The sequence below is a fragment of the Streptococcus sp. 5905 genome (assembly GCF_013276505.1).
Taxonomy (GTDB): Bacteria; Bacillota; Bacilli; order Lactobacillales; family Streptococcaceae; genus Streptococcus.
Map to the genome: position 1 here is coordinate 334,993 of NZ_VMLC01000003.1, position 17,325 is coordinate 352,317.

Annotated in this window: 15 protein-coding genes; 2 read left to right on the top strand and 13 right to left on the bottom strand. The window is 41.6% G+C overall.

Features of this window, described 5'->3' with window-relative positions; translation table 11 throughout:
• Window positions 1-38 precede the first annotated feature (38 nt).
• The 10 genes from polA to HT680_RS07285 form a co-directional block, all read right to left on the bottom strand.
• Complete coding sequence (gene polA, locus HT680_RS07240) at window positions 39-2,672, bottom strand: DNA polymerase I (RefSeq protein ID WP_173259308.1); 2,634 nt, start codon at window positions 2,670-2,672, stop codon at window positions 39-41.
• An 84-nt stretch (window positions 2,673-2,756) separates the two neighbouring features.
• Entirely contained in the window at window positions 2,757-3,866 is a 1,110-nt protein-coding gene (locus HT680_RS07245) for an SH3 domain-containing protein (RefSeq protein ID WP_173259310.1), read from the bottom strand.
• A 90-nt stretch (window positions 3,867-3,956) separates the two neighbouring features.
• Window positions 3,957-4,232 carry a Veg family protein gene (locus HT680_RS07250; protein ID WP_001278166.1) on the bottom strand — a complete coding sequence of 92 codons (276 nt, stop codon included), beginning with the start codon at window positions 4,230-4,232 and terminating at the stop codon, window positions 3,957-3,959.
• 1 nt (window position 4,233) lies between these two features.
• The gene (gene dnaB, locus HT680_RS07255) at window positions 4,234-5,586 is read right to left on the bottom strand and encodes a replicative DNA helicase (protein WP_000852473.1); all 1,353 of its coding nucleotides are present in this window, start codon (window positions 5,584-5,586) and stop codon (window positions 4,234-4,236) included.
• A gap of 43 nt (window positions 5,587-5,629) precedes the next feature.
• Window positions 5,630-6,082: a 50S ribosomal protein L9 gene (gene rplI / locus HT680_RS07260; RefSeq protein ID WP_173259312.1), complete on the bottom strand. Its 453-nt coding sequence runs from the start codon at window positions 6,080-6,082 to the stop codon at window positions 5,630-5,632.
• Window positions 6,079-8,052: a DHH family phosphoesterase gene (locus tag HT680_RS07265; RefSeq protein ID WP_173259314.1), complete on the bottom strand. Its 1,974-nt coding sequence runs from the start codon at window positions 8,050-8,052 to the stop codon at window positions 6,079-6,081. Before HT680_RS07265 ends, rplI begins: the two co-directional genes overlap by 4 nt.
• A gap of 152 nt (window positions 8,053-8,204) precedes the next feature.
• A complete protein-coding gene (locus HT680_RS07270) occupies window positions 8,205-9,383 on the bottom strand; it encodes an acetyl-CoA C-acetyltransferase (protein ID WP_173259382.1) in 1,179 nt (392 codons plus the stop codon).
• A gap of 87 nt (window positions 9,384-9,470) precedes the next feature.
• Window positions 9,471-10,019: a ribosome-associated translation inhibitor RaiA gene (raiA, locus tag HT680_RS07275; protein WP_000599119.1), complete on the bottom strand. Its 549-nt coding sequence runs from the start codon at window positions 10,017-10,019 to the stop codon at window positions 9,471-9,473.
• 79 nt (window positions 10,020-10,098) lie between these two features.
• The gene (locus tag HT680_RS07280) at window positions 10,099-10,761 is read right to left on the bottom strand and encodes a ComF family protein (protein ID WP_173259316.1); all 663 of its coding nucleotides are present in this window, start codon (window positions 10,759-10,761) and stop codon (window positions 10,099-10,101) included.
• Entirely contained in the window at window positions 10,758-12,056 is a 1,299-nt protein-coding gene (locus tag HT680_RS07285; protein WP_173259318.1) for a DEAD/DEAH box helicase, read from the bottom strand. Before HT680_RS07285 ends, HT680_RS07280 begins: the two co-directional genes overlap by 4 nt.
• Window positions 12,057-12,112: 56 nt before the next feature.
• Between HT680_RS07285 and HT680_RS07290 the strand changes: the two genes are divergently transcribed.
• Complete coding sequence (locus HT680_RS07290; protein WP_173259320.1) at window positions 12,113-12,748, top strand: YigZ family protein; 636 nt, start codon at window positions 12,113-12,115, stop codon at window positions 12,746-12,748.
• Between the two features lie 157 nt (window positions 12,749-12,905).
• Window positions 12,906-13,832, top strand: coding sequence for a cysteine synthase A (cysK, locus tag HT680_RS07295; RefSeq protein ID WP_173259322.1), 927 nt, complete (start codon window positions 12,906-12,908; stop codon window positions 13,830-13,832).
• Window positions 13,833-13,946: 114 nt separating this feature from the next.
• On the opposite strand, the gene tsf is transcribed toward cysK, so the two are convergent.
• From tsf to HT680_RS07310, 3 genes are all read right to left on the bottom strand, one after another.
• Window positions 13,947-14,987, bottom strand: a complete 1,041-nt coding sequence (gene tsf, locus HT680_RS07300) for a translation elongation factor Ts (RefSeq protein ID WP_173259325.1) — start codon at window positions 14,985-14,987, stop codon at window positions 13,947-13,949.
• Between the two features lie 78 nt (window positions 14,988-15,065).
• Window positions 15,066-15,845: a 30S ribosomal protein S2 gene (gene rpsB, locus HT680_RS07305; protein WP_000268475.1), complete on the bottom strand. Its 780-nt coding sequence runs from the start codon at window positions 15,843-15,845 to the stop codon at window positions 15,066-15,068.
• Window positions 15,846-16,067: 222 nt separating this feature from the next.
• Window positions 16,068-17,273 (bottom strand): CHAP domain-containing protein, encoded by a 1,206-nt coding sequence (locus HT680_RS07310; protein WP_173259327.1) that lies wholly within the window; start codon window positions 17,271-17,273, stop codon window positions 16,068-16,070.
• Between the last annotated feature and the right edge of the window lie 52 nt (window positions 17,274-17,325).

Here is a 17,325-nt window from a genome sequence, read left to right on the forward strand (position 1 = left end):
ATTTGAAGCCAATTGCTCCAAACTCTTTCTTAACTTTCTTATTTAGCCTCGTACCAGGTTGCTCCTTCATTTTCATCTGCAATGAGGGGAACACTGAGCTGGATGGCTTCTTCCATGGTTTGTTTCACTAGAGCTTTAACGGCTGCTAGTTCTGATTTCGGAACCTCAAGGACGATTTCATCGTGCACTTGCAAGAGCATCTTGGTCTGATAGCCACCTTCAACTAGAGCTTTGTCTAGCTGAATCATAGCAATTTTGAGAATATCCGCCGCCGATCCCTGGATAGGGGAGTTAATGGCTGTCCGCTCCGCAAAACCACGAATGTTAAAGTTGCGCGAATTGATATCTGGTAGCTCTCGACGACGCTTGAAGAGGGTCTCTACATATCCCTTATCACGTGCCTCACGTACCACTTCTTCCATATAGTTTTTAATCCCAGGAAAACGTTCAAAATAGGTATCAATGTAGGCTTTGGCCTTCTTACGACTAATACCAAGATTGTTTGCCAAGCCAAAATCTGAAATCCCGTAAACCACTCCAAAGTTGACAGCCTTGGCATTGCGACGGTCGTTTGGAGTCACATCCTCAGGACGTTCAATTCCAAAGACACGCATGGCTGTCGAGGTATGGATATCAGCTCCCTCTTGGAAGGCTTTGATTAAGTGCTCATCCTTAGAGATATGCGCCAAAACTCGCAACTCAATCTGTGAATAGTCCGAACTGAGTAGTACACTATCCTCCCACTCTGGCACAAAAGCCTTACGAATGAGGCGGCCTTGTTCCAAACGCACAGGGATATTTTGGAGGTTTGGATCCACACTAGACAAACGCCCGGTCTGGGTCAAATCCTGCACATAGCGCGTGTGAATCTTGCCATCATCTAAAATCCAGTCCTGTAAACCGACCACATAGGTAGATTGAATCTTAGCAATCTGACGGTAGTCTAGGATTTTCTTCACGATCGGCGCAATAGGAGCTAGACGCTCTAGCACATCCACGGCTGTTGAGTAACCTGTCTTGGTTTTCTTGGTGTATTCTAGAGGAAGACCGAGCTTTTCAAAGAGAAGCGCGCCCAACTGTTTAGGCGAGTTGATATTAAACTCCTCACCAGCCAGTTCATAAATCTCCTGAGTTAGCTTTTCAATGACAAGTTCATTTTCAGCCTGCATCTCAAGCAAGGTCTCTTTCTTGACCGTAATTCCAGCGATTTCCATCTTGGCAAGGACAAAGGCCAGAGGCTGCTCCATGTCATAGAGGAGATCTAACTGTCCATGTTCACTGAGTTTTTCAAATAAAATAGGTTCGGTCTCAACCAATACAGCAACCTTGCGAGCCAAATGCTCCAAGAATCTCTCTCTCTCAGGGATGGTTTTCTTGACCCCCTTACCGTAGAAGGTCTCATCATCGATCATGTAAGTTTGACCATAAAGACTCGCAATGGTTGAAATTTCATTATTCTCGACAGTAGAGAGAAGGTACTTGGCCAAACGGCTGTCAAAAGCAGGGGCCTGCAAATCCACACCAAAACGATGCAAGAGAACTTTAGCCTTCTTAAAGTCATAAACTCTCAGAGGTGTTTTTTCTAGAAATTCCTTGAGAATCGGCTCCTGCAAGAGCTCAAGTTTATCTGTAGCATAAAGTTTATCCCCACAAGACCATGCAAAACCAACCAAGTCATCTGTATGGTAATTCTCACCAAAAAGCTCAAAGTGGAAGATAGAGTCAGCACTCAGCATGTCTTGGCTGACGTGGTCAACGATAGTGAAATCCAAACTTTCAGGCGCATCCGTTGATGAAACATTTAAAGCTTGCTTGAGCTGTTTGAAGCCCATCTCATCGTAGAATTTTCCGAGATTTTCCACATCTGGACCACTATAGCGCAAATCATCAAGGCCAATCTCAATTGGTGCCTGAGTCTCAATAGTCGCCAAGGTTTTAGACAGGAAGGCTTGTTCCTTATCGTTGATGAGATTTTCCTTCATCTTAGATGCCTTCATCCCATCGATATTTTCATAAATTCCCTCAAGCGAACCGTGTTCTAGCAAGAGCTTGATACCCGTCTTTTCACCAATCTTAGTAACACCAGGGATATTATCAGACTTATCCCCCATAAGAGCCTTAAGATCAATAAACTGAGCTGGGGTAATGCCCATCTTTTCCATAAGGTAATCTGGTGTAAAGGCCTCAAACTCAGCCACACCTTTCTTGGAAATCTCGACCACCGTATGCTCGTCCGTCAACTGGATCAAATCCTTATCTCCGCTAACGATTGTCACATCAAAAAAATCCTTCTCAGCCAAACGACCTAAGGTCCCGATGATATCATCCGCTTCATACTGGGGCAACTCATAATGGCGAATCCCAAGATGGTCTAACAACTCACGAATGAAGGGAAATTGCTCACGAAACTCATCTGGAGTTTTAGCACGGCCACCCTTGTAGTCTGCATACATCTCTGTTCGAAAAGTCGTCTTACCTGCATCAAAGGCTACCAAAACATGACTGGGCTCAACCCGCTCTAAGACATGATTCAACATGAGTTGAAAGCCATAGATTGCATTGGTATGAAGACCATTAGCATTTTTAAACCTATCCAGCTGCTGATAGAGCGCGAAAAAAGCTCGAAAGGCAACAGAAGATCCATCAATTAATAATAATTTTTTCTTGTCCATACACCCATTATAAAGGAAAGAGGGGAAAAATACCATAGGAAAGAATAGGCAAATGGTAGTGAAGTCCTCTTTTTTATATTCTTTCTAGATTCTAGCTCCATTACTATCCACTCGATAGCCATCCACAGTGGTATTCACTGCTAAAGCCCCTGAAGCATTGACGTAGTAATACTTTCCTCCTACTTGGAACCACTGACTAGACTTCATAGCCCCTGAACTCTCCAAATAATACCATGTTCCATTTTCCTTGAGCCATCCTGTCTGCATCTCCCCTGATGTCTTTAGATAGTACCAATGCGAGCCATCCTTTACCCAACCTGTTGACATAGTCCCGTTTTCTTTGAAGTGATACCAACTGCCATTTATTTTCTTCCAACCAGTTGCGAGTTTCCCATTCTCACGGTAATTCCAAATACCGTTTTGCTTCTTCCAACCATTCTCCACCGGTTCTGTTTCCATATACTGGACGTATCTCCTCATTCCACTATAGGACAGGTAACTAAGCCACTTATAACCGTCCTTTTCTACGATTTGATCGTAGCTAACATTTTCACCAGGATAGTAGTAGTCGATAACTTGCGCTGTACTTGACGGCTGGTTTCGAATGGCAGACTTTTGAGTAAACGTGTGAGTCCCACTAGACGCCAACCCTGACCTGATAGGATTTCCAGTTCTACCACCATTCCCTACCAAGTCCTTAAAATGGATAAAGCCTGTCATAGAGCTAGCTTTTACGCTGCGACGATTGTATTTCTCCCTAACTCCATAGTTATACTCTTCAATCTCAATCGTATCCCCTGATACATTTGATACCCAGGCCACATGCCCATAATAACCTTCTGTCGACCAAGAAATTGAACCAATTTCAGGTTTGCTATCCACACGGTAGCCTTCTCGCCTTGCACGATGTCCCCATTCATTTGCATTTCCATAAGCAGGCGGGATCTCAAAGCCATTCACACTACTCAAACGAAAGGCCGCAAAAGACGTACACTGGCGAGAATACATCCGCCACTGATCGATTTCAACACTACCATTTTTGTAGTGAAGCGGGTAGTCATCTCCACGCGCTACACTATCGGCCTGAACCGATTCCCCACCAAACAAAAAAGCACTCGTAACCAACAATGTAGCCAATCCTACACCCAACTGCGTATATCTACTCTTCTTAACTCCTGATTTTAAAAACGTCATTCATTCTCCTTATATAATATAAATTTCCGAGGTTACCCTCCTTTATACTATTCGGGAAAAAAGAAAAAAGTGAGCAAAACCCACTTCATTTTAGGATTCTTGGTCTAGATAGCGAATCAAATTCTTCTCTGTCAAGATATCTGAGTAGGTAAAGGATTCAACATAGACATTGGCTTGTTTGTCTCCTTCAACATCCCCAAATTCAACGATAAATAGAGATGGATAAACCTCAATTAGTTTACCCAATCTATTTTTTTGGCGCTTACGGCCATTCTCCAAAGTCATTTCAACGACTTGTCCCTCATGCGCCTTGATTTCTTCTTTGATTTTTTTCATCTTGGCTACATCTGTAAATGCATCTGACATCTTATGCCTCCCTCTTTGAGATACTTGAAAATTTATTGTATTCTTTTTGGAAAATCAATTCCACCGTTCCACGAGCTCCACTACGGTTTTTCTCGATGATAACCTCTACCTTGTTATTTGGAATTCCTTCCTCTTCTTCACCCGCACGATCGTAGTAGTCGTCACGGTATAGAAAGGCTACGATATCTGCATCCTGCTCGATAGAACCCGATTCACGAATATCAGACAAGACTGGTCTCTTATCCTGACGCTGTTCCACTCCACGAGATAACTGACTAAGAGCAATGACTGGAACTTTCAATTCCTTAGCTAGAATTTTCAACTGACGAGAAATTTCAGAAACTTCTTGTTGGCGGTTCTCACGACCAGTCCCTGTAATAAGCTGTAGGTAGTCGATCAAAATCAAGCCTAGATTGCCTGTTTCTTGAGCCAGTTTGCGTGAGCGCGAACGAATTTCCGTGATTCGAATCCCTGGTGTATCATCGATATAGATACTCGCGTTGGCCAGATTCCCTTGGGCAATGGTATACTTTTGCCATTCCTCATCAGTCAATTGACCCGTACGGATAGAATGGGACTCCACCAAGCCTTCGGCCGCCAACATACGATCTACTAGACTTTCCGCACCCATTTCCAGTGAAAAGATAGCTACAGTCTTGTCCAACTTAGTCCCGATGTTCTGAGCAATGTTCAAGGCAAAGGCTGTTTTACCGACCGCAGGACGAGCTGCGATAATAATCAGTTCCTCCTCATGGAGACCTGTCGTCATATGGTCCAAATCACGGTAGCCCGTTGCAATACCAGTGATATCCGTTGTTTGTTGTGACCGAACTTCTAGGTTCCCAAAGTTGATATTTAGAATATCACGGATGTTCTTGAAACCACTACGATTGGCATTTTCGCTAACATCAATGAGTCCCTTTTCAGCTTGAGCAATGATTTCATCTACAGGCTTAGAAGCCTCATAGGCTTGGTTGACAGAGTCTGTCAACTTGGAAATCAAGCGACGTAGCATAGCCTTTTCTGCAACGATTTTAGCATAATACTCCGCGTTAGCTGAAGTTGGTACAGAGTTGACAATTTCAACAAGATAGGACAAGCCACCAATATTTTGGAGATCCCCTTGGCTATCCAAAATCGTTCGAACTGTCGTCGCATCAATCGCCTCTCCACGATCCGACAAGTCTACCATCGCTTGGAAAATCAACCGATGAGCATACTTAAAGAAGTCTCGAGAATCAATGTATTCTCGGACAAAAACGAGCTTGCTCTCATCTATAAAAATAGCCCCCAAAACAGATTGTTCGGCCAAAATATCCTGAGGTTGAACTCGCAGTTCCTCTACTTCTGCCATCCGACTTTCCTTCCTTTTACAATCTTGTCAATAAGTTGTAAACTTAACCTTCTTTTACACGAAGATTGATGACGCTTGTAACATCTTGGTAGATTTTCACTGGTACATCAATCAAACCTACTGCTCGAATTGGTGCCTTTACTTGAATATGACGCTTGTCAATATTAATTCCAAATTGCTTTTGCAGTTCTTCTGCAATCTTCTTATTGGTGATTGAGCCAAAGGTACGGCCATCTGGTCCAACCTTTTCAACAAACTCTACAACCGTTTCTTCTGCTTCAAGCTTGGCTTTGATTTCTCTTGCCTCTGCTAACATCTCTGCATGAGCCTTTTCCTCTGATTTTTGTTTTCCACGCAATTCACCGATTGCCTGAGCAGTCGCTTCCTTGGCCAAATTCTTTTTAATCAGGAAGTTTTGAGCATAGCCAGTTGGCACTTCCTTGATTTCGCCTTTTTTCCCTTTTCCTTTGACATCTGCTAAAAAGATTACTTTCATTCTTCTTTCTCCTTTTCCTTTAGTTCATCCAAAATAAGTTGAGTCAATTTTTCTCCAACTTCTGATAGACTCATATCCTTAATCTGCGCAGCAGCTAGGTTAAAGTGACCACCACCGCCCAGTTCTTCCATAATCCGTTGCACATTGATTTTACTACGGCTTCGAGCCGAGATAGAGATGAATCCTTGTGTATTTTTTGCCAGAACGAAACTAGCCTCAATGCCAGACATGGCCAACATAGCATCGGCAGCCTTACTGATAACAACTGTGTCATAAGTGGTTGTGTCCTTAGCTTGGGCGATCAAGATATCTGAACCTAGCTTACGACCTTGTAAAATGAGTTCATTTACCTCACGGTACTCTTCAAAATCTGTCGCAGCAATTTCCTGGATAGCAATACTATCACTTCCACGTGTTCGGAGGTAGCTAGCCACATCAAAAGTTCGACTCGTCACTCGAGATGTAAAATTCTTGGTGTCCAGCATCATACCAGCCATCAAAACACTGGCCTGCATACGACTCAAACGATTCTTCTTAGAATTTTGGAACTGAATCAATTCTGTGACCAACTCACTGGCACTACTTGCCCCACTTTCGATATAGGTGATGACTGCATTCTCTGGAAAATCCTGATCACGTCTATGATGGTCAATGACAATGGTTTGAGTGAACAGTTCGTAAAAATCTTTCGACAAGGTCAAAGCCGTCTTGGAATGATCCACTAAAATCAGCAAAGAGCGCTTGGTGACCAATCTCATCGCATCAGCCAGAGGCAAGAGCTTAGTGACACCCTCTTTTTCCAAGAAGTTGACGGCGCGCTCAATGTCTGGCGACATTTGTTCTGCATCGTAGACTGCATAACTGTCTTCTGTAATATTGCTTGCAAACAACTGCATGCCAACTGCAGAACCTAAAGCGTCCATATCCAGATTCTTGTGCCCGACTACAAAGACTTGGTCTACACTTCTAATTTTATCTGAAATAGCTGTCATCATTGCTCTGGTACGTGTTCTTGTTCTCTTAACAGAGGCTGCGGAACCACCACCAAAGTAGACTGGGTTCTTGGTTTCATCATTTTCCTTGACAACCACCTGGTCCCCACCACGAACCTCAGCTAAGTTCAAGTTTCTTAAAGCAACTTTCCCTATCTCATCATGATTTCCATCACCATAAGAAAAGCCCATGCTCAAGGTCAATGGCAGCTGTCTCTGTTTTGCCTCTTCACGAAAGGCATCAATCACAGAGAATTTATCATTCATCAAGCCCTCAAGAACTGTGTAATCAGTAAATAAATAAAAGCGGTCCATCCCCACACGCCGAGAAAACATAGCATACTTACTAGCAAATTCTGAAACAAAATTTGCCACAAAGCTATTGATATGACTAATATCGGAGTCGGAGGTTGCATCTTCTAGATCATCGTAGTTGTCTACCGAGATAACCCCAATCACTGGTCGACTGGTGACCAATTCGACAGTTGCTTCGTATTCCCCTGAAACGTCAAAGAAATACAGGACACCTGAGGCCTTATCCATATGAACAGCATATCGTGTTTCGCCCAAGGTAGCATAAGAACCAGGGTTCCCCACAGAAGCCTTGATAATGGTTTGAATCAAGTCAACATCAATTTCGCCTTCTTCAGTCGTCAAAATCAACTCAGCATAAGGATTAAACCATTCGACTTCGCCACTAGATAAGTCTAATTTCAGAACACCAACTGGCATTTGATCGAGCAACGTGTTCAAGCTATCTTCCGCTTGGTGATTTACATATTGGATTTGTTCAATTTCGCTCTTTTCATACTGTTTTTTTTGCCAAACGAATAAAAGCAGATAAAGAAGTACAAATAAAAACAAGGCACTGATTGTTACAACATTATTTTGTGAAAAAATAATCAGCATTGTTAAGGTTCCGAAAGTTGCAATCCCTAGTAGAACCGCAGAAATCGGGGTTAAATTATTTTTTTTCATTCTAAACCTCTTGCGCATTATTATATCACAAATGCCCTTAAAAAGCGACCTTTAAAAAGTGGTAAGCCTCCTTTTCCTTATTGATTTTTTTATGGTTTTAATGCAAAAAGGAGAATAAGCTCATTATCCTCCTGCACTAAGATTACTACCATCTAACGTTCAACGATGAGGGCTGTTCCCATCCCTCCCCCGATACAGAGAGTTGCTAAACCAGTTTTAGCATCACGTTTCATCATCTCATGTACCAGAGTCACTAAGATACGACAGCCTGAAGCTCCAATTGGGTGACCGAGAGCAATCGCGCCACCATTGACATTGACAATATCTGTGTTGAAGCCTAGAGTTTTACCGACTGCACAAGTCTGGGCAGCAAAAGCTTCATTTGACTCGATCAAGTCGAGATCATCAACTGTCAAATTACCTTTTTCAAGAGCCTTGCGAGTTGCATAAATCGGCCCACATCCCATCATCTTAGGATCCAAACCTGCACTTGCATACGAACGAATGCGGACAATCACTGGCAATCCTAATTCTTCAGCTTTTTCAGCACTCATGATTAGGACTGCTGCTGCCCCATCATTGATGCCTGAGGCATTTCCCGCTGTAACAGAACCGTCTTTTTTGAAAACAGGACCTAGCTTAGACAAGCTCTCCAAGCTGGCATCTTTTCTAGGAAATTCATCTGTATCAAAGACAATAGGATCACCTTTGCGTTGAGGAATGACCACTGGAACAATCTCTTTCTTAAAGCGTCCAGATTCTATAGCCGCCACTGCTCGTTTTTGTGATTCCAAAGCAAGAGCATCTTGTTCATCTCGGCTAATACCATATTCTTCAGCCACATTCTCAGCTGTAATCCCCATATGGTATTCGTTAAAAGCATCAGACAAACCGTCCTTAATCATGGTGTCTACCACTTTCGAATCGCCCATACGGCCACCCCAACGGAAACTTGGCAAAACATATGGTGCCTGACTCATGTTTTCTGCGCCACCAGCTACGATAATATCTGCATCGCCACATCGAATCGCTTGAGCAGCCAACTGCACTGCCTTCAACCCAGAACCACAAACCTTATTGATGGTAAAGGCTGGTGTAAACTCAGAAAGTCCCGCATGAATGCTCATTTGGCGAGCCACATTTTGTCCTAAACCAGCGCCAAGGACATTCCCCATAATCACTTCGTCTACTTGCTCTGGTTTAATATTGGCTTTTTCCAAAGCACTCTTAATTACCAAAGATCCCAAATCAACAGCTGAAACATTCTTCAAGCTTCCTCCAAAGGAGCCTATAGGAGTCCGCACTGCCGAAACAATCACCACGTCTCTCATAACTACCTCCATTTATACCTCTTATAATGGTGCAATACAAAAGTGGTTTACAATTGTGTAAACCACTTTTACATAGTTGTCAAGATCTTATGATTCCTTAACTTCTAGCAAACCAACTTCACCATCTTCGCGGCGATACAAAACATTTGTTGTTTGATCTTCTACATCTACATAGATAAAGAAATCATGTCCCAACAAGTCCATTTGAAGAAGAGCTTCTTCCAAATCCATTGGTTTTAAATCAATTTGTTTTGAACGAACCACTTTTGGCTGCACAACATTTGCATCTTCAACTAGAGCATCTGTAAAGAGTTGGCTTGTTGCAACCTTATTTTTATTCTTGCGTTCGATTTTTGTTTTATTTTTTCGAATCTGGCGTTCAATTTTATCTGTTACAAGATCGATAGAACCATACATATCTTGAGAAATATCTTCTGCACGAAGGGTAATTGATCCAAGTGGAATTGTTACTTCAACTTTTGCTGTTTTTTCACGGTAAACTTTCAAGTTGACACGTGCATCCAACTCTTGTTCAGGTTGAAAATATTTTTCGATCTTTTCGAGTTTAGAAACTACATAATTGCGAATTGCTTCTGTTACTTCTAGGTTTTCACCACGGATACTATATTTAATCATATAAGTACCTTCTTTCTAAACATTTTTATTTTTCTAACTATATTATAACGCTTTCATTTTCATTTTGCAAATTTTTTCCTTATCTTACAAGAGAAAAAGTTTTGACTTCCAAAACACCTGCCTCTTCAAAAAGTCGCTTCACACGATTGATAGTCGCCCCTGTCGTATAGATGTCATCAATAACCAAAATCTTCTTAGGAAGAGGGGCTTCCGTTTTAATATAAAAGGGAATTTCAGTAGCTAATCGTTCTGAGCGATTCTTAGAAGAACTAGCCTTCTCTTCTCTTTTCCCTAGTAAATCTTGAAAGGAAAATCCTGCTGCCTCAACCAAACCTTCAACCTGATTAAATCCCCTCTCAAGCAATCTTTCAGGACTTAGGGGAATTACCACAAATTCATAGTCTCTATACTTTTTCAACTCATCCGCAAGTACAGGAGTAAAAACCTTTCTAAGCAGAAAATCCCCATCAAACTTATATCGACTAAAGAAGTCTTTCATAGCTTGATTATAGGTGAAGATTGCTTTATGATCAACTTGAATCCCATCTTCACACCAAAGTTTACAATCTTGACACGTGGTTGACAACCCTCTTTTCATGCAGTTTGGACAATGATCCTCACATATCTTCTCAAAAGTAGAATCACAAGCTGAGCAAAGATAGTTGTGCTCATTCTTAAACAGTAAGAGGTGACTAAATGTCAAGTCACTCTTTATTGACTTGCCACATAATAAACAATTCATAATCCCGCCTCCTTGTTCATCTGCTTGATTTCCTTGATTGCCTTTTTGATCGAAGTATTTAATCCATCATGAAAGAAGAGCAACTCACCAGTTGGTCTGTCCATACTACGCCCAACTCGCCCTCCAATCTGAATCAAGCTAGACTTGGTAAAGAGACGATGATTAGCTTCTACAACGAAAACATCCACACAAGGGAAGGTAACTCCACGCTCTAAAATTGTCGTACTGATAAGTATCGTCAACTCTCCATCTCGAAAAGCTTGCACCTGCTCTAATCGATTTTCTGTGACAGAGGAAACAAAGCCGATATTTTCATTTGGAAACTGTTCCTGCAATATTTCTTTTAGTTTCTCGCCTTTTTTAATTTCTGATGCAAAGATTAACAATGGATAACCTGTTCTTCTCTGCTTCTCAATGGAGCTCTTTAACTTAGGTGACAACTGACTCTTATCTAAATAACGATTAAAATCCGATAACCAAACTGGCTTTGGAATAATCAATGGATTTCCATGAAATCGTCTTGGCAAGCTTAATCGTTTTAATTCTCCAGTGCGAACCTTCTTATCTAACTCATCTGTAGATGTCGCTGTTAAAAAGATTCTCAGACCATCCTCCTTTACACATTGGTTTACAGCGTAGTAAAGCATAGAGTTGTCAACATAAGGAAAGGCATCTACTTCATCTACTATCAACAAATCAAAGGCATGATAGAATTTTAATAACTGATGCGTCGTTGCAACCACTAAGGGAGTCCGAAAATAGGGCTCTGATTCGCCATGAAGTAGTGCTATCTCACAAGCAAAGTCATTCTGCAGGCGCCTATACAGTTCCAAACAAACGTCTATGCGAGGGCTGGCCAAACATACTGCACCACCACCATCAATCACTTTGGCCACAACTTGATAAATCATTTCTGTCTTTCCAGCACCTGTCACAGCATGAACTAAGGTAGGTTCTCTCCTTTCAACTGCTCGAATCAATCCCTCTGACACCTTCTCCTGAAAAGGGGTTAACTGGCCACGCCATTTGAGAACATCTTGTTTCGGAAAATCCTCCTGTGGAAAATAGTATAAAGCTTGATCACTCCTAACTCGCTTCATCAGCAAGCACTCCCTACAATAGTAAGCGTCAATAGGCAAATACCATTCTTCTAGAATGCTACTATTACACCGTTGACAGAAAAGTTTTCCCTTCTCTTTTCTCATTGCTGGCAGTTTCACGGCCATCTGACATTCTTCTTTAGTTAATTCTTTCTCAGTAAACAAGCGACCGAGATAATTTGGATTTACTTTCATACTTCTTTATTCGTAAAAATCTAGCGCTTTAGGTGTTTTTTTAGTACAATTAAATCATGGAATTTAGAACAATTAAAGAGGACGGGCAAGTCCAAGAAGAAATCAAAAAATCCCGCTTTATCTGTCATGCAAAGCGTATCTATAGTGAAGAAGAGGCGCGTGATTTCATCACTGCCATCAAAAAAGAACACTACAAAGCTACCCATAACTGCTCAGCTTTTATTGTAGGGGAACGAAGTGAAATCAAGCGTACGAGTGATGATGGTGAGCCTAGTGGTACTGCTGGAGTCCCTATGCTCGGTGTCTTAGAAAATCATAATCTTACTAATGTCTGCGTAGTGGTTACTCGCTACTTTGGGGGAATTAAGTTAGGCGCTGGCGGTTTGATTCGCGCTTATGCAGGTAGTGTGGCCTTGGCTGTCAAAGAAATTGGCATTATTGAAATCAAAGAGCAGGCTGGTATAGCCATTCAGATGTCCTACGCTCAATACCAAGAGTACAGTAACTTCCTTAAAGAACATAATCTCATGGAGCTGGATACAAACTTTACAGATCAAGTTGATACAATGATTTATGTTGATAAGGAAGAGAAAGAAAATATCAAAGCTGCTCTTGTGGAGTTTTTTAATGGAAAAATCACTTTAACTGATCAAGGTTTACGAGAAGTTGAAGTTCCTGTAAACTTAGTGTAAATAAAAAAATATAGATCGTACCTACTAAATTTATTCGCAGATTCACAGCTTAGATGCTTGATATAAAAAAATCCTATCACTTCGATAGGATTTCTATATTTTACAAATAGCTTAGGGCGCGTTATACTAGTATCATCTTATACAAAGAGGTATATCTATGACTATTTATAATAATATCACTGAACTTATTGGACAAACACCGATTGTTAAACTCAACAACATTGTTCCAGAGGGTGTTGCAGACGTCTATGTTAAACTAGAAGCCTTTAACCCAGGATCCTCAGTCAAAGACCGTATTGCTCTTAGCATGATTGAAAAAGCGGAACAAGATGGTATTCTAAAACCGGGTGCTACCATTATTGAAGCAACGAGTGGAAACACTGGTATCGGTCTTTCATGGGTTGGTGCCGCTAAAGGATATAAAGTTGTTATCGTCATGCCTGAAACGATGAGCGTGGAACGACGCAAGATTATCCAAGCCTATGGTGCTGAACTCGTCCTCACTCCTGGTAGCGAAGGAATGAAAGGGGCTATTGCCAAAGCTCAGGAAATCGCTGCTGAACGTGACGGCTTCCTTCCACTCCAATTTAATAATCCAGCTAATCCAGAAGTACACGAAAGAACAACAGGAGCTGAAATACTGGCTGCTTTTGGTTCTGATGGACTAGATGCTTTTGTGGGTGGTGTTGGTACTGGTGGAACGATTTCAGGTGTTTCTCATGCACTAAAAGCTGTCAATCCAAACATTCAAGTTTTTGCGGTTGAAGCTGATGAGTCTGCTATCTTATCTGGTGAAAAACCTGGACCTCACAAAATTCAAGGTATCTCAGCTGGATTTATTCCTGATACACTTGATACAAAGTCCTATGATGGTATCGTCCGCGTAACGTCAGATGATGCACTCACACTTGGCCGTGAGATTGGTGGAAAAGAAGGCTTCCTTGTTGGGATTTCCTCAGCTGCAGCAATTTATGGAGCAATTGAAGTTGCCAAAAAATTAGGTACAGGTAAGAAAGTCCTTGCTTTAGCACCAGATAACGGCGAACGTTATTTGTCTACAGCACTCTATGAATTTGAAGTGTAGTCTCCTAAATGCACTTAGCCCTTATTATAGGGCTTTTTCTTTGTTCAATTTAAAGAAACCCCTAAGTCCTCGACAACAACAGAAAAAGGAAGCAAATTGCTTCCTCTTTTATCATTAGTTATTCAAGGCTGCTGCCATTGTAGCTGCAACTTCAGCTTCGAAGTCGTTCGCAGCTTTCTCAATACCTTCACCAACTTCAAAGCGAGCGAACTCAACTACTGAAGCGTTAACTGAAGCAAGGTATGCTTCAACTGTCTTGCTGTCGTCCATGATGTAAACTTGCGCAAGAAGTGTGTAAGCTTGGTCAACTTTAGTGTTGTCAAGCATGAAGCGATCCATTTTACCTGGAATGATTTTGTCCCAGATTTTTTCTGGTTTGCCTTCTGCAGCCAATTCAGCTTTGATATCAGCTTCAGCTTGAGCAATTACTTCATCAGTCAATTGAGCTTTTGATCCATACTTCAAGTGTGGAAGAGCTGGTTTACCAACCATTGCACGGCTTTCGTTATCTTGGTCGATTACGTGGTTCAATTGTGCCAACTCATCTTTAACGAATTGAGCGTCCAATTCTTTGTATGAAAGAACTGTTGGTTTCATCGCTGCGATGTGCATTGAGATTTGTTTAGCAAGAGCTTCGTCTCCACCTTCGATAACTGAGATAACACCGATACGGCCACCGTTGTGTTGGTAAGCTCCAAAGTGTTGTGCATCTGTTTTTTCAATCAAAGCAAAACGACGGAATGAGATTTTTTCTCCGATAGTTGCTGTTGCAGATACATATGCAGCTTCAAGAGTTTCACCTGAAGGCATTGTCAAAGCAAGAGCTTCTTCGTTGTTAGCTGGTTTTCCTTCAGCGATTACTTTCGCAGTAGCATTTACCAAGTCAACAAATTGAGCATTTTTCGCAACGAAGTCAGTTTCAGCATTTACTTCAACTACGGCTGCAACGTTACCGTTAACAAATACGCCAGTCAAACCTTCTGCTGCAACGCGGTCAGCTTTCTTAGCTGCTTTCGCCATACCTTTTTCACGAAGCAATTCAATCGCTTTTTCGATGTCGCCTTCTGTTTCTACAAGCGCTTTTTTAGCGTCCATAACACCGGCACCAGATTTTTCACGCAACTCTTTTACAAGTTTAGCTGTAATTTCTGCCATTTTGATTCTCCTATATTTTTTAAAAATAGGAGAGCCGGGCTACGCCCCGCCCTCCTAGGTAATTACTATTTATATGAATTAAGCGTTGTCGCCTTCTACAACTTCAACGATTTCTTCGATTGAGTCTGCTTGAGCTTCTGAAGCTGCAAATTCTGCTTCAACTGCTGCTGCGTCCTCTCCTTGACGTCCTTCGATGATAGCGTCAGCCAATTTAGCTGTGATCAATTTAACAGCGCGGATAGCGTCATCGTTAGCTGGGATGATTACATCGATATCGTCTGGATCGGTGTTTGTGTCAACCATCGCTACAACTGGGATACCCAATTTTTTAGCTTCTTTAACAGCGATTTGCTCTTTATGTGGGTCAACTACGTACATTACATCTGGGATACGAGGCATGTCTTCGATACCACCCAAGAATTTTTCAAGACGTGCACGTTGTTTGTTGAGAAGTGCAACTTCTTTCTTAGGAAGAACATCAAAGATTCCTTCTTCTTCCATACGTTTAATTTCTTTCAAACGAGCGATACGTTTTTGGATTGTTCCCCAGTTAGTAAGAGTTCCACCCAACCAACGGTGGTTGATGTAGTATTGACCTGAACGTTCTGCTTCTTCTTTAACAGCGTCAGCAGCTTGTTTCTTAGTACCAACGAACAATACAACTGCATCGTTTGCAGCTGCATCACGCATGAAGTCGTATGCTTGGTCAGCGTATTTTACAGTTTGTTGCAAGTCGATAACGTGGATTCCGTTACGCTCAGTGAAGATGTACTTAGCCATCTTAGGGTTCCAGCGACGAGTTTGGTGACCAAAGTGTACACCAGCCTCAAGAAGTTGTTTCATTGAAATTACTGCCATGAGTATTTCTCCTTTTTGTTTTTTCCTCTTCTCGATTTCAACTTGCAAAACGACCCGAGAGCAACAGTTTCACAATTCATCAAGAATGAGTATTATCGTTTACACGACAAGTTTCATTCTACCATATTTTATCAACATTTTCAAGTGATTTTGCTAGTTTTTAGTCTAACTTAAAACTAAAAAATGAAAAGAGACTCAAATCGAGCCTCTTTATTTGGTTCATTAGTTTGGATAGATGTATGTTACGTAACCTTCAGAAGTTGTAGTTGGGTTGAACCATCCACGTTTGTTTCCGATTGTACGATCTCCACCGTAGTTTGATTCTGATACTTGAATACGAGTTGATGATGAAACTGCTGTAACAACCGCTACGTGTCCATAACCACCATCATTCCAACATGCAATCGCACCAACTTGTGGAGTCGAACCTGTACGGAATCCTGCTGCAGCTGCACTTGTTGCCCACTGAGCTCCGTTGCCCCAGTAATCTCCAGCCCAAGGTGCCAATGTTTTAGCTCCCCAAGTACATTCACCAGTTGGATAACTTGAAGCATTTGAGCTGTAAGTTGGACGTTGTCTAGCAGGCGCTGGCGCAGGTGCTGGAGTGTAGCTTGAATCCTCATCATCAGATGTTGATGTCGCTTGTACTTGAGCTGAGAAGCTTGTATTTCCTGAAGCAACTACTGATTGTTGTTGGCTTGTTTGACGAGCTTTGTAAGCTGCTTCTGCTTCAGCTGCTGCTTTCGCTTCTGCTTCTGCAGTTGCTTTTTGTTCTAGCAAACTAGCTTTTTCACCTTCTGCAGTAGCTTTCTCAGCAGCAAGGTTCAACTCTGCAACCTTCAGCTCAGCTTGCTTAGTTGTCAATGCCTGCGCATCATCAGCCAGTTTTTGTTGGTTAGCAATAACTGTATTGATTGCTTCATTATTGGCTACTTGTTTATCAGAAATTGCTTTTTTATCAGCCTTTTGTTGCTCCAACATTTTGTTGTTAGCTGATACAATCTCGCTCATTGCAGCAACACGCGAAATGGCTTCTGTGATTGATTTTGAGTTTACAATTGTATTAATGTAGCTAGTCGCAGCTCCATTTGTTTGTGCGCTACGTGCTTGTTTTTCTAAAGAAGCATTACGAGCCACGATATTTTTAGAAAGCTCTGTAATTTCTCCTTCAAGTTTTTTAGATTCAGCTTGTAATTTTTCGTTTTCGGCTTGCAAGCTTGCTTGCTCTGCTTGAATTGTTGAAACTTGACCTTGGATTTGATCCACTTGCTTTTGAGCTTCTTGCTGTTGCGCTGTCAAATCACTAATCTTACTATCTTGAGCAGCAATTTTTTCATCAGTTGTTTCTGCACGAACAGTTGTCAATACTGCCGTTTGTGAGACCAATACTGTACTTAACAAAAGTGACGCTAAGATTTTTTTCTTCATATTCTGTCGATACTCCTTCTATTTGAGACATTACTAGTATACCAAAAAAAGA

Excerpts from the sequence above, each read along its gene's own strand:
- polA (WP_173259308.1), bottom strand. The coding sequence starts at position 2,672 with ATGGACAAGAAAAAATTATTATTAATTGATGGATCTTCTGTTGCCTTT.
- HT680_RS07245 (WP_173259310.1), bottom strand. The coding sequence starts at position 3,866 with ATGACGTTTTTAAAATCAGGAGTTAAGAAGAGTAGATATACGCAGTTG.
- HT680_RS07250 (WP_001278166.1), bottom strand. The coding sequence starts at position 4,232 with ATGTCAGATGCATTTACAGATGTAGCCAAGATGAAAAAAATCAAAGAA.
- dnaB (WP_000852473.1), bottom strand. The coding sequence starts at position 5,586 with ATGGCAGAAGTAGAGGAACTGCGAGTTCAACCTCAGGATATTTTGGCC.
- rplI (WP_173259312.1), bottom strand. The coding sequence starts at position 6,082 with ATGAAAGTAATCTTTTTAGCAGATGTCAAAGGAAAAGGGAAAAAAGGC.
- HT680_RS07265 (WP_173259314.1), bottom strand. The coding sequence starts at position 8,052 with ATGAAAAAAAATAATTTAACCCCGATTTCTGCGGTTCTACTAGGGATT.
- HT680_RS07270 (WP_173259382.1), bottom strand. The coding sequence starts at position 9,383 with ATGAGAGACGTGGTGATTGTTTCGGCAGTGCGGACTCCTATAGGCTCC.
- raiA (WP_000599119.1), bottom strand. The coding sequence starts at position 10,019 with ATGATTAAATATAGTATCCGTGGTGAAAACCTAGAAGTAACAGAAGCA.
- HT680_RS07280 (WP_173259316.1), bottom strand. The coding sequence starts at position 10,761 with ATGAATTGTTTATTATGTGGCAAGTCAATAAAGAGTGACTTGACATTT.
- HT680_RS07285 (WP_173259318.1), bottom strand. The coding sequence starts at position 12,056 with ATGAAAGTAAATCCAAATTATCTCGGTCGCTTGTTTACTGAGAAAGAA.
- HT680_RS07290 (WP_173259320.1), top strand. The coding sequence starts at position 12,113 with ATGGAATTTAGAACAATTAAAGAGGACGGGCAAGTCCAAGAAGAAATC.
- cysK (WP_173259322.1), top strand. The coding sequence starts at position 12,906 with ATGACTATTTATAATAATATCACTGAACTTATTGGACAAACACCGATT.
- tsf (WP_173259325.1), bottom strand. The coding sequence starts at position 14,987 with ATGGCAGAAATTACAGCTAAACTTGTAAAAGAGTTGCGTGAAAAATCT.
- rpsB (WP_000268475.1), bottom strand. The coding sequence starts at position 15,845 with ATGGCAGTAATTTCAATGAAACAACTTCTTGAGGCTGGTGTACACTTT.
- HT680_RS07310 (WP_173259327.1), bottom strand. The coding sequence starts at position 17,273 with ATGAAGAAAAAAATCTTAGCGTCACTTTTGTTAAGTACAGTATTGGTC.